The organism is Roseiarcus fermentans (assembly GCF_003315135.1).
In the GTDB taxonomy this organism is placed as follows: domain Bacteria; phylum Pseudomonadota; class Alphaproteobacteria; order Rhizobiales; family Beijerinckiaceae; genus Roseiarcus; species Roseiarcus fermentans.
Genome location: NZ_QNRK01000014.1, coordinates 55,565 through 68,418 on the forward strand (window position 1 = coordinate 55,565; position 12,854 = coordinate 68,418).

General features: G+C 68.4%; 15 protein-coding genes. 3 read left to right on the forward strand and 12 right to left on the reverse strand.

The window, feature by feature from the left end:
- The 7 genes from DFR50_RS13785 to DFR50_RS13815 all read right to left on the reverse strand — a co-directional run bounded on the left by DFR50_RS13785 (position 1) and on the right by DFR50_RS13815 (position 6,273).
- Positions 1-210, reverse strand: coding sequence for a hypothetical protein (locus DFR50_RS13785; protein WP_147262764.1), 210 nt, complete (start codon positions 208-210; stop codon positions 1-3).
- Between the two features lie 103 nt (positions 211-313).
- Positions 314-898 (reverse strand): NAD(P)H-dependent oxidoreductase, encoded by a 585-nt coding sequence (locus DFR50_RS13790; RefSeq protein ID WP_113889855.1) that lies wholly within the window; start codon positions 896-898, stop codon positions 314-316.
- A gap of 12 nt (positions 899-910) precedes the next feature.
- The gene (locus DFR50_RS13795; RefSeq protein WP_113889856.1) at positions 911-2,341 is read right to left on the reverse strand and encodes an FAD-binding oxidoreductase; all 1,431 of its coding nucleotides are present in this window, start codon (positions 2,339-2,341) and stop codon (positions 911-913) included.
- The gene (locus tag DFR50_RS13800) at positions 2,338-3,648 is read right to left on the reverse strand and encodes a cytosine deaminase (protein WP_113889857.1); all 1,311 of its coding nucleotides are present in this window, start codon (positions 3,646-3,648) and stop codon (positions 2,338-2,340) included. The genes DFR50_RS13795 and DFR50_RS13800 overlap by 4 nt, the downstream gene beginning before the upstream one ends.
- Positions 3,645-4,430 (reverse strand): ABC transporter permease, encoded by a 786-nt coding sequence (locus DFR50_RS13805; RefSeq protein WP_113889858.1) that lies wholly within the window; start codon positions 4,428-4,430, stop codon positions 3,645-3,647. The genes DFR50_RS13800 and DFR50_RS13805 overlap by 4 nt, the downstream gene beginning before the upstream one ends.
- Entirely contained in the window at positions 4,427-5,269 is an 843-nt protein-coding gene (locus tag DFR50_RS13810) for an ABC transporter ATP-binding protein (RefSeq protein ID WP_113889859.1), read from the reverse strand. The genes DFR50_RS13805 and DFR50_RS13810 overlap by 4 nt, the downstream gene beginning before the upstream one ends.
- A gap of 11 nt (positions 5,270-5,280) precedes the next feature.
- On the reverse strand, positions 5,281-6,273 hold the full coding sequence (locus tag DFR50_RS13815) for an ABC transporter substrate-binding protein (RefSeq protein WP_113889860.1): 993 nt from the start codon (positions 6,271-6,273) through the stop codon (positions 5,281-5,283).
- Between the two features lie 103 nt (positions 6,274-6,376).
- Here DFR50_RS13815 and DFR50_RS13820 point away from each other — a divergent pair, with 103 nt between their 5' ends.
- Positions 6,377-6,769 (forward strand): RidA family protein, encoded by a 393-nt coding sequence (locus tag DFR50_RS13820; RefSeq protein WP_113889861.1) that lies wholly within the window; start codon positions 6,377-6,379, stop codon positions 6,767-6,769.
- A gap of 2 nt (positions 6,770-6,771) precedes the next feature.
- The gene (locus tag DFR50_RS13825) at positions 6,772-7,584 is read left to right on the forward strand and encodes a creatininase family protein (RefSeq protein ID WP_113889862.1); all 813 of its coding nucleotides are present in this window, start codon (positions 6,772-6,774) and stop codon (positions 7,582-7,584) included.
- Positions 7,585-7,745: 161 nt separating this feature from the next.
- On the opposite strand, the gene DFR50_RS13830 is transcribed toward DFR50_RS13825, so the two are convergent.
- Positions 7,746-8,339, reverse strand: coding sequence for a PEP-CTERM sorting domain-containing protein (locus DFR50_RS13830; protein ID WP_210208891.1), 594 nt, complete (start codon positions 8,337-8,339; stop codon positions 7,746-7,748).
- A gap of 247 nt (positions 8,340-8,586) precedes the next feature.
- On the opposite strand from DFR50_RS13830, the gene DFR50_RS32105 reads away from it, so the two are divergent.
- A complete protein-coding gene (locus DFR50_RS32105) occupies positions 8,587-8,736 on the forward strand; it encodes a hypothetical protein (RefSeq protein ID WP_170153210.1) in 150 nt (49 codons plus the stop codon).
- 545 nt (positions 8,737-9,281) lie between these two features.
- Here DFR50_RS32105 and DFR50_RS13835 read toward each other — a convergent pair.
- Genes DFR50_RS13835 through DFR50_RS13850 form a run of 4 tightly spaced genes read right to left on the reverse strand, consistent with a single transcriptional unit; the run spans position 9,282 to position 12,750 of the window.
- On the reverse strand, positions 9,282-9,749 hold the full coding sequence (locus tag DFR50_RS13835; RefSeq protein ID WP_113889864.1) for a M23 family metallopeptidase: 468 nt from the start codon (positions 9,747-9,749) through the stop codon (positions 9,282-9,284).
- A gap of 5 nt (positions 9,750-9,754) precedes the next feature.
- A complete protein-coding gene (locus DFR50_RS13840; protein WP_113889865.1) occupies positions 9,755-11,155 on the reverse strand; it encodes an NAD(P)(+) transhydrogenase (Re/Si-specific) subunit beta in 1,401 nt (466 codons plus the stop codon).
- Between the two features lie 6 nt (positions 11,156-11,161).
- Positions 11,162-11,584, reverse strand: a complete 423-nt coding sequence (locus DFR50_RS13845) for a proton-translocating transhydrogenase family protein (RefSeq protein WP_113889866.1) — start codon at positions 11,582-11,584, stop codon at positions 11,162-11,164.
- A gap of 38 nt (positions 11,585-11,622) precedes the next feature.
- Complete coding sequence (locus tag DFR50_RS13850) at positions 11,623-12,750, reverse strand: Re/Si-specific NAD(P)(+) transhydrogenase subunit alpha (RefSeq protein ID WP_113889867.1); 1,128 nt, start codon at positions 12,748-12,750, stop codon at positions 11,623-11,625.
- Between the last annotated feature and the right edge of the window lie 104 nt (positions 12,751-12,854).

A 12,854-nucleotide genomic window follows, 5' to 3' on the forward strand; every position in this document is an offset into this window, starting at 1 on the left:
TCATGTGAAGGGCCAGTCGGAGCCGATCTGCGCCGCCAGGGCGACACGGGGCGAGGGCTGGTCGTCGGGCCTGCACGCCTCCTTGCCGGTCGGACCGCGGCCGGAACGGCGCGACCGCGCCTCGCTCGCCCCGTCCGACCCGGGACGCGCGCCGCCGAGCCTGTTCATTCCATTGTCTGCGCCGAGGCGCTCGCCGTCTGCATCCGCCATGTTCATCCCCTCTCATCGTATCCGTGACCTTGGGAATGAGACGATTGTGAACGTAGCGGCCGATCTTGCCGTGACGAGGATCACATCGCGTGCGGCGCCGCGTTCACCAGGTCGTGAAATGCCGCTCGACGGCGGCCAGGAATTTCTTCCTGCGCTCGGGCCGGGTGTGGTTCATGTCGTAATGGGCGAGATAGTCGCAACGCGCGCCGGGAGCGCAGATTCCGCGCAGCGAGCGGGCCAGGAAGCGCCGTGGCGGATCGCCCATCAGGATCGTCAGCAACCGGTCGCCGCCATAGGTGCAGACCACGCCGAGCCGCTTGACGTTGTGCAGGGTGGGAACGTAATCGCCGTTGTCCTTCAGGCTGAAGCTGACGCCGGGGATGAACACCCGGTCGACGAAGCCCTTCAGGATCGCCGGCAATCCCATGTTCCAGACCGGAAAGCAGAAGACCAGCGCCTCGGCCGCGAGCAGGCGGTCGACCCACGGGGCGACGTTGCGGCGGTTCAGGGACGGGTCGTGATAGTCGATCCGCTCCTCGCGGCTCATGACGGGGTCGAACTTTTCCGCGTAGAGATCGCAGTCGTCGACGTCGTGACCGCGGGCGCGCAACGTCCGCACAGTCGCCTCGTGCAGGGCCGCGGCGAAGCTCGTTTCGACCGGGTGAGCATAGAGGACGAGAATGCGCATCGGACGGGACGCTCAGCTCTGCGCGGCGAGCGCGCGGGCCTCGAGCCCGGGGAACAGGAAATTCTGTCCGGACGCGTAGTCGAAGTCCGGGTCCGCCCAGGCGATCATCTTGCCCGGATTGAGCAGCCCCTGCGGATCAGTGTCGCGCTTGAAAGCGAGCTGGGTCGCGTCGGTCTGCTTCATCCCGCCCTCCTCGAGCGTGTAGCGATGCGGATTGAACACCATCGCGCCCATCGCCTCGTGCTCGTCGATGAGCGCCTGAAGCCGCTCCTCGGTGGTGAAGCGCACCAGCGGCAGGCCGGCGAAGCCGATCCGGCCGTTGAAACGGATGATCTCCAGATGCCCGACCGCTTCGTCGCCGAAGCGCTCGTGGATACGGCGAATCATGGCGAGGCCCCCGTCCTCCGGATACCGGACCTGAAGATAGGTGATCTTGGGATCGACCCTCAACGCCCGCAGCGTCGTGTGGTTCCACGCCAGCTCGTAATTCGGCGGCAGCCCGGCGAGCGTCTCTCTGGGCGCGCGACTGGAGACGAACAGCAGCTCGGCGCCCTTGACCGGCCGGGTGAAGGCCTCGAACGCGTCGAGCGCATGCGGCGCCACCATGGCGAGGACGACGCTCTTGCCCTCGGGGATGATCGAACGGTGGCGCAGGAAGTACCGGGCGGGGGCCGGCGCGGCGATCACGGTGACGAGCTTCTTGAGGATACCGTCCTGCTCGCCGAGCGCGAGCCCATAGGCCGCGGCGGCGTCGAACGAATCGAAACCGACGATCACGTCGACCCAGTCGTAGGCCGCCGTCAGCGGCATTTCGACCTCGGTGATGATGCCGTTGGTGCCGTAGGCGTGCACCGCCTTGTGCAGGTCGGCGCCGGTCAGCTCCAGCGTGCGCGGGCTCGCTTCCATCGTCATGACGCGCAGGCGCAGCACGTTGCCGAAGTCGCGCAAGCCCCCCCAGGTGATCGAGCCGACGCCGCCGGAGCCGCCGGCGATGAAGCCGCCGATCGACGCCGTCGCCCGGGTCGAGGGGAACATGCGCAATTCCTGGCCCGACGCAGCGGCGGCCTTGTCGATGTCGGCCAGCAGCGCGCCGGGCTCGCAGACCACGCGGCCGGGCGCGATGGCGAGGATCCTGTTCATCTCGATCAGGTTCAAGAGCACGCCGCCGTCGAGCGGCATCGCCTGGCCGTAGTTGCCGGTTCCGCCGCCGCGCGCGGTCACCGGGATGGCGAGCTCATGCGCCGCGGCGAGGATGGTCGCGACCTGCCGCTCGTCTTGAGGCGTCACCACGAGGTCGGCCGTCACCGGCTCGAGCTGGCGCTTGAGGACCGGCGAATACCAGTAGAAGTCGCGGCTCTTCTGCTTCACCAGAACCGGATTGTCCTCGCACTTGATCGGGCCGATCAGCGCGCGGAAGGCGGCGATGTCATACGGTCTGGTCACGGGACAGTCCCCAGCGCTTCGAGTTCGGCGTAGTCGGGCGGCGGCGGCGCGCGCTTTCCCGCGCGCAGCACGATCCGGTCGGCGTGCGGGCGGGCGAACAGCTGGGTGAAGTCGCGCGCGTCGGTCAGCACGAGGTCGGCGGGGGCGCCCGCCCTGACGCCGTCGAGCGCGAGGCCCATCGCCCGCGCCGGCGCCTCGCGCACCACCGGCGCCCAGCGCGCGAACGGATAGTCGAGATGCAGAATGCGCACGCCCTCGCGCCAGACCTCGAGCATGTCGAGATCGCCATAGGCGTAGAACGGGTCACGCACGTTGTCGCTGGCGATCATCACCTCGACGCCGGCGTCGCTGAGTTCGTGCAGGGCGGTCACGCCGCGCCAGCGGGGGGTGCGGCCGGCGTGGCGGTCCTGCAGGAACAAATTGCACATCGGCAGCGAGACGACGCTGACGTTCGCCCGCGCCGCGGCCTCGATCGCGCGCTTATGCTCGTCCTCGTCCTGGACGCTGAGCGAGCAGCAGTGGCCGGCGAGGATGCGGCCGGGAAAGCGGCGCGCGAGCGCCATGTCCGCGATCACGCGCAGCGAGCGCGCCTCCGGGTCGGCCGATTCGTCGACGTGGAAGTCGAGGTCCCAGCCCTTGCGCTCGGCGAGCGCGAACAGGACGGCGAGGCCGTCGCCGAGCTCGGGAACCATGTAGGTGACGGCCCCCAGCACGCCGGTCCCGTACGCGTCGAGCATCGCCTCGACGTGGCCCATGTGGGCGGCGTCGAGCGCCGACTCGATCTTGAACAGCGGCGCGGCCTGAAGCGCGATCCGTCCCTTCCAGCGCTCGCGCGCCTCGGCCAGCACCGGCCAGCTGATGCGGGTCTGCGGCCCGACGCTGTCGATGTGAGTGCGGATGGCGGCGGACCCGTGCGCGTAAGCCGTGCGCAGGCAGAAATCCATGCGGGCGGCGACGTCCTGCGCGGTCCAGTGCGCCTCGCGATCGCGGGTCACGGCGTCGAGCGCGCCCCAGAAATCGCCGGTCGGGTTGTGGGTCCGGCGCCAGATGTGCGCCTTGTCGAGATGGGTGTGCGCGTCGACGAAGGTTTCGAGCGCGATGCGGCCGGCGAGATCGACCCGCCGCACGTCGGGATGCGCCGCGGTCCCGGCCGGCGCGACCGCGGCGAACCGTTCGCCGTCGATCAGCAGATCGACCAGGACGAAGCCGTCGCGATCGACCGGCTCGCCCCGGAAAGGACAATGGCCGGCGAGCAGCCGCGCGCCGGCGAGAAGGAAGGGGCCGGAATCGGGGATCGCGGGGATCATGGCTCGCGCCTCCGCGCGCTGTCGTGCCAGCGGTGCAGCAGCAGCCAGGACAGCGTGGTCGTGCAAACGAAGATCGCCACGCCGCTGACCGAAATTAGCACCAGCGCCGCGAACATGCGCGGAATGTTGAGGCGATAGCCCGACTCGACGATGCGGAAGGCGAGGCCCGCGCCCTCGCCCGCCGAGCCCGCCGCGATCTCGGCCACGATCGCGCCGATCAGCGCGAGCCCGCCGCCGATCCGCAACCCCCCGAGGAAGTAGGGCAGGGCCGCCGGGATCCTGAGCCAGAGAAGCTGCCGCCACGACGAGGCGCGATACATCTGGAACAGGTCGAGCAGGTTGTGGTCGACCGACGTCAGGCCGAGGGAGGTGTTGGCGAGGATCGGAAAGAACGCCACCAGGAAGGAGCAGACCAGCACCGCCTCGCCGGGCGTGAGGTAGACGAGCAGCAGCGGCGCGATCGCGATGACCGGCGTCACCTGGAGAATCACCGTGAACGGGAAGAAGGTGTATTCGAGCGGTCGCCACTGGGCGAACAGAAGCGCGAGCAGCGTGCCCCCGACGGTCGCGGCGACCAGCGCCTCGAGCGTGATCGACAGGGTGACGACCAGCGACCCCGACAGCGTCGGCCAGTCCTTGACCAGGGTCGCGCCGATCAGGCTCGGCGCCGGCAGGATCACCGGGGGGATATGGTTGATGCGGACGATCGCCTCCCATGCGGCGAGCGCCGCGAGGAAGGCCAGCGCCGGGAGGAGGGTGCGGATCGCCCGGTCCCGGTTCATTGCGATCCCGTCTCCCCGCCCGCGGGTTCCGCGCCCATGGCGCGATGCAGCGCCCGCGACGTCTCCCGGCAGAGCTCGGCGTATTCGGCCCTGAGCCGGAAATCCTCGTTGCGCGGCTGCGGCGCGGGCACGGCGACTTCCGCCACCACGCGGCCGGGGCGCGGCGCCATGACGACGATGCGGTCGGACAGATAGACGCTCTCGAACACCGAGTGGGTGACGAACACCACGGTCGCGTTCAGTTCGCACTTGAGCGCGACCAGGTCGTCGTTGAGCTTCATCCGGGTGATCTCGTCGAGCGCGGCGAACGGCTCGTCCATCAGCAGCAGCGCCGGGCGCGTCGCCAGCGCCCGGGCGATGGACGCGCGCATCTTCATGCCGCCCGACAGTTCTCGCGGATAGGCGCGATCGAAGCCGGACAGCCCGACCTGCGCCAGCGCCTCCTCGACCCTGGGCCGGGCCGTCGCGCGCGACTGGCCCTGAAGGCGCAGCGGCAGCCAGACGTTGTCGAACACGTTGGCCCACGGCATCAGCGTCGGCTCCTGGAACACGAAGCCGAGGTCGTGCTCGGTCGCCGGCCAATCGATGCGGCCGAGGCTCGGGTTGGCGAGGCCGGCGAGCAGCCGGAGGATCGTCGACTTGCCGCAGCCCGACGGCCCCAGCAGCGACAGGAACTCGCCGCGGCGGATCTCGAGGTCGACCGCCCTCAGCGCCTCGACGCCGTTCTGGAAGGTTTTTCCGACCTGCGCGAGGCGGGCGAGCGGCTCGCGCGCCGGCGCGGACGGGGCGTCGCCGGTTGCGTTGGCGACCGCTCGCGCGGCGGGCAGGGGCGCAGCCATCGCGCGGGCGCTCACTTCGGCCTGAGGTCGAGCCCGACGCCCTTGTTGACGAACGCCAGCGTGTAGGCCTTCCGGATGTCGAGGCCCGGCTTCACCACCCCGGCCTTGACCATCTCGTCGTAGAACGACTGGATCCGCTCGTCGGTCATCGCGCCGATCCCGAGCTTCAGCGTGTCGCCGGAATCGACCAGCCCGTATTCCTTCATCTTGCCGATCGAGAAGGCGATCTGATCGTCGGTGATGTCGGGGTTGGCCTTCTTGATCAATTCGTTCGCTTTCGCGTTGTCGCCGTAGAGATAATGGTACCAGCCGATGGTCGAGGCGTCGACGAAGCGCTGCACGACGTCCTTGCGGGTCGCGACCACGTCCGCCCGGGTTTCGATCGTCGTCGCGTAGGTGCCGTAGCCGTGGTCGGCGAGCAGGAAGATGTTGGGCTTGAAATGGCCCTCGCGCTCGATGGCGAAGGGTTCGGAGGTCAGGTAGCCCTGCTGGATCGAATGCGGGTCGGCGATGAACGGCTGCGGATTGAAGGTGTAGGGCTTCACGTTCGCGCCCTTGAAGCCGTAGGCCGTCTCCATCCAGCGATAGAAGGAGGCGAGGCCCTCCTTGCCGACGAAGGCGGTCGCCTGCGGCAGCTCGGCCCACGTGTCGAGGCCGACGCCCGGGTGCGACATGAAAATCTGCGGGTCTTTCTGGAAATGCGCCGCGACGACCACGATGTTCAGGTCCTGGTCGACCGCGTCGAAGGCGAGCAGGAGATTGCCGCCCATGTAGAAATCGAGCTTGCCGGCGGCGAGCAAGAGGCCGTTGTTGGCCTGCGGGCCGCCGGGGACGATGGTCACGTCGAGGCCATATTTTTCGTAGGTGCCGTCGGCGACCGCCTGATAATATCCTCCGTGCTCGGCCTCGGCGAGCCAGTTCGTGCCGAAGGAGACCTTGTCCGCCGCGTCCGCCGTGGCCGCGAAGGACAGGAGGCTCAGGAGAACCGCGCCCGCTCGTTTCATCAATCTTACCTCCAGATGGCCGGGAGACCGGCCCGGGACTTGCAAACTCCGCGCCAGCATAACCGCCTTGACGGCGGTCAGCCCAGAGGGAATCCGAAGCCCCATGCGCCGACTGAATCCGAAATCGATCCATCCGCCCTTCGCCAATTACGCCCACGGGGTCGAGGCGGATGTCGGGGCGCGGACCATTTTCTGTTCCGGACAGCTCGGAATTGAGGCCGACGGCCGCATTCCGCCCGACGTCGAGGGCCAGGCGCGCCTGTGCTTTCGCGCGATCGCGGCGATTCTCGCCGAGGGCGGCATGACGCTCGCCGACGTCGTGCGCCTCAACGCCTATGTCAGCGGCCGCGAGCATCTCGCGGGCTATATGCGGGTGCGCGACGAATTCGTCGCGGGTCCGCCGCCGGCCTCGACGCTGATGATCGTGCAGGGGTTCGCGCGGCCGGAATTCGTGGTGGAAATCGAAGCGGTCGCCGCCCGCGCGCCGGAGACGTGAGCATGTTGCCGACCAGATTCTGGGCAGAGATGAAGTGGACCGATTTCGCCGCCGCCGACATGGCGAATGTGGTGGCGGTGCTGCCGGTCGCCGCGATCGAGCAGCACGGGCCGCACCTTCCCGTCGGCGTCGATTCGTTCATCAACGAGGGCTATCTGAAGCGGGCGGTCGATCGGGTTCCCGACGACCTCGCCGTCCTGTTCCTGCCGGTTCAGGCGATCGGCAAGTCGAACGAGCACCTCGACTATCCCGGCACGCTGACCTTCTCGATGGAGACTCTGACGCGGGCGTGGACGGAACTCGGCGAGAGCGTGGCGCGGACGGGCTGCCGAAAACTCGTGTTCATGAACTCGCACGGCGGCAACGTCGCCGTCCTCGCGGCCGTGGTGCGGGAATTGCGCGTGCGCTGCGGCATGCTCGCCGTCCACGCCGCGTGGCATACGCTCGGCTATCCCGAGGGCCTGTTTTCACGCGAGGAGAGCGCCCACGGGATCCACGGCGGCGACGCCGAGACCTCGCTGATGCTGGCCGAACGCCCGGCGACGGTCACGATGGCCGAAGCGCGGAACTTCGTCAGCGCCGCGGTCGCGATCGAACGCGACTTCAAGCGCCTGCGGGTCACGCAGCCGATCGGCATCGGCTGGATGGCGAACGACCTGCATGAGCTGGGCGCGGCGGGCGACGCCTCGAAGGGGACGGCCGAGAAGGGCGAGGCGTGTTTCGCTCACGGGGTCGAGGGCTTTGTCGAGCTCCTGCGCGACGTCTCGGCCTTCGACCTGTCGCGCCTGACGAGCGGGCCGCTGGCGCAGCGATGACGCGACGCCATGGGCTGAAGGTCCGGGTTCGCCCCGACCCGAGCCTCGATCGGGCCCGGTCGCGCCGTCGGGGCTCGATGGAAGGCGGGCGTTGGCAAAGCGGCGCTGAAGGCGGCAGGGCGCGGAAAGGCGGCCTTGGGGTCGATGATCGCCGCAGCCGCTCAGGCGGCGCGCGGCGTCCTCATGCGGCGATGGCCAGCGAGGCCGAGGCCGGCCATGCCGACGATCATCAGGGCCCAGGTCGCGGGCTCCGGCGCCGACACGAATGAGACGTCGATCGTGTAGGATCTGTCGGCCGAATTGCTGGCCGGCAGCGTCCAGGAGACCGAATCTGCGGTGTAGCTCACGTCCGCCGCCGTGAACCCAGAAATGTTGGTCGACGCAAGCGTAGCCGCACTGATCACCGCACTTCCGGTCAAATCTGTAAGAGTATAGCTAACCGAAGTTGAGAGCTTCTGTTTGTCAGCCCCGGAAATAAGCGTCGAATTGACTGTGACGCGTTGGCCAGTGCTAGGGGCGAAGACGGTGATAACAGTCTCAGAGTCTGAATAGCCAGCGGTGCTCGTCAGTTCGACAGTGTCGCCGAGCCAATTCGTCGCCGCGTTGGCTTCACCGCTTACCATAACGGCGGCGAGAGCCCCGGCCATCGCAAACTTCGGCACGTACGAACTGATCATATCGACTTCCCCACCCCAACGTGACACTGCGTCATCGCTGCTCTGCAAAAAGCTACGGGCAAAGTTGACGTTCGTCAAGTTCAAAAGTATTCTGCACGGTAATCGCTTGAGCGAGATGGGATTCTGCGCAAGACTTGATATGATTCATGGAGGACCTCGAAACAGTGAGGCCCGGAATCGCGAAGATCTCGCTGAGGCCGAGCGCCCGGCGGTCGCGATGGGGAAGGCGAAACATTCGTCAGCGCAGGCGTCGCGATGGAAGGCGATTTCACGCGCCTGCGGGTCACGCAGCCGATCGGCATCGGCTGGATGGCGAACGACCTGCATGAACTGGGGCCGCGGGCGACGCGTCGAAGGGGACCGCCGCCAGGTGCGAGGCGTGCTCGCTCACGGCGTCGAGGGTTTCGTCGAGCTCCTGCGCGACGTCGCGGCCTTCGACCTGTCGCGCCTGACGAGCGGGCCGCTCAAGCGCTGAGGGCGGAAGGCGAGGGGGCGGGGACGGGCGGCCGCCGGGCCTGCGCAGCAAAGGCTCCGGTCACGGCGTAGGCCTGGCGAAAAGTCGGCATGGACGCCGGCTCACGGTCTGACGCCTCATGGGACTTCCGGATGATGGCTTCGCGCTGCAGGCTGCGATGCGGCGCCGAGGGGCGGCGGCCTTGGAGGAAATGTCTTGTGAAAAAGAGAATTATAGTCTAGCGTATGTTCTGAAAATGCAACTCTTCCGGCGAAAACGCCCGGCTGTTTGACATCCCGGAGCCGAACGTGCGTAGGCTCGCGCCTGCGATCGCGCTCGTTGACCGCGTCGGCAGGATCAGCGACCGCGCCTTGCACGAGCGCCCTATCACGGCGAGCGTCTCGTCCGCCGCTCTTACGGCCGGCGTGGGCGTGACAGTCGCTCGGAAAATCCCGCACAAGCGGCTGAAAACGCTCGAAACCGGCCGATGTCGCGCCGCGCCTCCTCGAGGCGGCGCCCTCCCTGCGCGGATCGCCGCGGTCGAGGACGAGCGGCCCCGCGCGCGGCTAGAGCGGGACCAGGTGCGGGACAGGATCGACGGCGTGGCCGTCCTTGCGCAATTCGAAGTGCAGGCGCGGGGCGGGGGCGGCGCCGGTCTGGCCGGACTTGGCGATGATCTGTCCGCGCCGGACGTGATCGCCTTCCTGGACCAGAAGCTCGGAATTGTCGGCGTAGACGGTGACGAAGCCGTCGTCGTGACGGATGACCACCATCCGGCCGTAGCTCTTGATCTGCTCGCCAGCGGCGATCACTGTCCCGTCAGCCGCGGCGTGGACCGCGACGCCGAGGGGCGTCGCGATGTCGATCCCGTCATTGGCGCCGGCCTTGAAGGGCTGGACGATCGCGCCGCGCAGCGGCCAGCGGAATTTTTCCCGCTCGGGCTGCGGCGCCGCGTCCTGCGCAAGCGCCGCGCCGGGGAGGCCGGCCGCCAGGACGACGACGGCGGCGAGGCCGCCTCTCGCGAAGCGGCCCATTGTCCTCAGTGCCCGAACGCCTTGACGATCGAGTCGGTCATCTTCTTCGCGTCGCCGAACAGCATCAGCGTGTTGTCGCGGAAGAAGAGTTCGTTCTCGACGCCGGCGTAGCCGGAGCCCATGCCGCGCTTGACGAACAGAACCGTCTTCGCCTTCTCGACGTCGAGGATCGGCATGCCGGCGATCGGCGACTTCGGGTCGGTCTTGGCGGCGGGGTTGGTCACGTCATTGGCGCCGATGACATAGGCGACGTCGGCCTGGGCGAACTCGCTGTTGATGTCCTCGAGCTCGAACACTTCGTCGTAGGGGACGCTCGCCTCGGCCAGCAGCACGTTCATGTGGCCGGGCATGCGGCCCGCGACCGGATGGATGGCGTACTTGACCTCGACCCCCTCGGCCTTGAGCAGGTCGGCCATCTCGCGCAAGCTGTGCTGCGCCTGCGCCACGGCCATGCCGTAGCCCGGGACGATGATCACCTTGGAGGCGTTCTTCATCATGAAGGCGGCGTCTTCGGCCGAGCCCTGCTTGACGGGCCTTGTCTCCTTGGCGCCGGCCGCCGCCGCCGTCTCGCCGCCGAAGCCGCCGAGAATGACCGAGAAGAACGAGCGGTTCATGCCCTTGCACATGATGTAGCTGAGGATCGCGCCCGAGGAGCCGACCAGCGCGCCGGTGATGATCAGCGCCAGGTTGCCGAGCGTGAAGCCGATGCCCGCCGCCGCCCAGCCGGAGTAGGAGTTCAGCATCGAGATCACCACCGGCATGTCGGCGCCGCCGATCGGGATGATCAGAAGGACGCCGAGCGCCAGCGACACGAGGGCGATCAGCCAGAACAGGGCGGCCGACTGCGTCGTGTAGAAGAGCGCGATGAACACCACCAGGGCCAGGCCGAGGCAGATGTTGATGACGTGGCGCTGCGGCAGCATGATCGGCGCGCCCGACATGCGCCCGTCGAGCTTGAGAAAGGCGATGATCGAGCCGGTGAAGGTGATGGCGCCGATGGCGAGGCCGAGCGACATTTCGATGGCGCTCGCCGGATGAATGCCGCTCCCTTCCGCGATGCCGAAGGCTTCCGGCGCATAGAGGGCGCCGGCCGCGACCAGGACCGCGGCGAGGCCGACCAGCGAGTGGAACATCGCCACGAGCTGGGGCATGGCGGTCATTTGTACGGTGCGGGCGCGCCAGGCGCCGATGCCGCCGCCGATGGCGAAGCCGAGGATCACCAGCACCCAGGAGAAGAAGCCCGCAGGGGGCTCGAGCGCCAGCGTGGTCAGCACGGCGACGCCCATGCCGATCATGCCGTAGCGGTTGCCCTGCCGGGAGGTGGCGGGCGACGACAGGCCGCGCAGGGCCAGGATGAAGAGGACGCCCGCGACGAGGTAGAGCAGGGCTGCGAGATTGGCGTTCATCGGGCGTCAGCCCTTCTTCTTGTACATGGCGAGCATGCGCTCGGTGACGAGGAAGCCGCCGAAGATGTTGACGGACGCGAGAATGAGGGCGAGGAAGCCGACCAGCTTGGCGAAGCCGGACCCGCTGTCGACCCCCGCGACGCCGACCGAGAGGAGGGCGCCCACGACGATGACGGACGAGATCGCGTTGGTGACCGACATCAGCGGCGTATGCAGCGCCGGCGTCACCGACCAGACCACGTAATAGCCGACGAACACCGCGAGCGCGAAGATCGCGAGGCGGAAGACGAAGGGGTCGATCGCACCGCCGGTGGCCGCGTGGCCGGCGGCGGCGATCTGGTCGGCGTAGGTGTGGGCCGCCTGGGCCGCCTGCTGCGCGGCGTCGGTTGCGGCTCGGAGTTTGGCGATTGCGGCGTCGAGGGTGTCCATCCGGTGCTCCGGCGTTCAGATTCTGGCTTCGGGCGGCCCTACTTGGGCAGGAAGGCGGGATGAACGATCGCGCCGCCGCGGGTGAGGCAGGTGGCCTTGACGAGCTCGTCGTCCCAGTTGACCGCAAGCGCCTTGTTCGCCTTGTCGATCAGCGTCTCGACGAAGGCGAAGAGGTTGCGCGCATAGAGCGCGGAGGCGGTGGCGGCGAGCCGGGTGACGTTGGAGGAGCCGACGATCTTGACGCCGTTTTCGGTCGTCACGACCTCGCCAGCCTTGGCCATCTCGACGTTGCCGCCGCGCTCGACGGCGAGGTCGACGAGCACCGAGCCGGGACGCATCGAGCGAACCATGTCGGCGGTGACGAGGCGCGGCGCCGGGCGGCCCGGGATCAGCGCCGTGGTCACGACGATGTCCTGCTTGGCGATGTGGGTGGCGATCAGGGCCGCCTGCTTGGCCTTGTAGGCGTCCGACATCTCCTTGGCGTAGCCGCCGGCGGTCTCGGCCTGCTTGAACTCCTCGTCCTCGACGGCCACGAATTTCGCGCCGAGCGACTCGACCTGCTCCTTGGTCGCCGGCCGGACGTCGGTCGCGGTGACGATGGCGCCGAGCCGCCGTCCGGTCGCGATCGCCTGAAGTCCGGCGACGCCGACGCCCATGATGAACATTCTCGCCGCCGGCACGGTGCCTGCGGGCGTCATCATCATCGGCAGCGCGCGCCCGTATTCCGCGGCGGCGTCGATCACGGCGCGGTAGCCGGCGAGGTTGGCCTGGCTGGACAGGACGTCCATCACCTGCGCGCGGGTGATGCGCGGCATGAGCTCCATCGCGAAGGCGGATGCGCCGGAGCCGGCCAGCGCCTCGACCGCGTCGGTGTGGCCGTAGGGGTCCATGACCGCGATGACCAGCGCGCCGCTCTTGAGCGCCGCGGTCTCCGCAGCGTCGGGACGGCGCACCTTGAGAACGACATCGGCGCCCAGGGCTTCGGCGTTCGAGACGATCCGGGCTCCGGCGGCCTGAAATTCCGCGTCCGGAACGCCCGCCTTGACGCCCGCGCCCTGCGCGACGGCGACTTCGGCGCCCAGGCCGATGAACTTCTTGACGGTTTCCGGGGTCGCTGCGACTCGCGTCTCGGCCGGGTCGGTTTCCGCAGCCACTCCTATCAGCATGGACTCTACCCCCAAGGACCGACTCGAACCGGCGGCTTCGGCCCATGCGGGCCGCGCTCGTCCGGCTGCCGTCTCGTCCGGCTCGCCGGCGCGGCAAAGGCATA

Excerpts from the sequence above, each read along its gene's own strand:
- DFR50_RS13840 (WP_113889865.1), bottom strand. The coding sequence starts at position 11,155 with ATGAACGCCAATCTCGCAGCCCTGCTCTACCTCGTCGCGGGCGTCCTC.
- DFR50_RS32105 (WP_170153210.1), top strand. The coding sequence starts at position 8,587 with ATGAACTGGGGCCGCGGGCGACGCGTCGAAGGGGACCGCCGCCAGGTG.
- DFR50_RS13820 (WP_113889861.1), top strand. The coding sequence starts at position 6,377 with ATGCGCCGACTGAATCCGAAATCGATCCATCCGCCCTTCGCCAATTAC.
- DFR50_RS13785 (WP_147262764.1), bottom strand. The coding sequence starts at position 210 with ATGGCGGATGCAGACGGCGAGCGCCTCGGCGCAGACAATGGAATGAAC.
- DFR50_RS13815 (WP_113889860.1), bottom strand. The coding sequence starts at position 6,273 with ATGAAACGAGCGGGCGCGGTTCTCCTGAGCCTCCTGTCCTTCGCGGCC.
- DFR50_RS13805 (WP_113889858.1), bottom strand. The coding sequence starts at position 4,430 with ATGAACCGGGACCGGGCGATCCGCACCCTCCTCCCGGCGCTGGCCTTC.
- DFR50_RS13810 (WP_113889859.1), bottom strand. The coding sequence starts at position 5,269 with ATGGCTGCGCCCCTGCCCGCCGCGCGAGCGGTCGCCAACGCAACCGGC.
- DFR50_RS13800 (WP_113889857.1), bottom strand. The coding sequence starts at position 3,648 with ATGATCCCCGCGATCCCCGATTCCGGCCCCTTCCTTCTCGCCGGCGCG.
- DFR50_RS13825 (WP_113889862.1), top strand. The coding sequence starts at position 6,772 with ATGTTGCCGACCAGATTCTGGGCAGAGATGAAGTGGACCGATTTCGCC.
- DFR50_RS13790 (WP_113889855.1), bottom strand. The coding sequence starts at position 898 with ATGCGCATTCTCGTCCTCTATGCTCACCCGGTCGAAACGAGCTTCGCC.
- DFR50_RS13835 (WP_113889864.1), bottom strand. The coding sequence starts at position 9,749 with ATGGGCCGCTTCGCGAGAGGCGGCCTCGCCGCCGTCGTCGTCCTGGCG.
- DFR50_RS13850 (WP_113889867.1), bottom strand. The coding sequence starts at position 12,750 with ATGCTGATAGGAGTGGCTGCGGAAACCGACCCGGCCGAGACGCGAGTC.
- DFR50_RS13845 (WP_113889866.1), bottom strand. The coding sequence starts at position 11,584 with ATGGACACCCTCGACGCCGCAATCGCCAAACTCCGAGCCGCAACCGAC.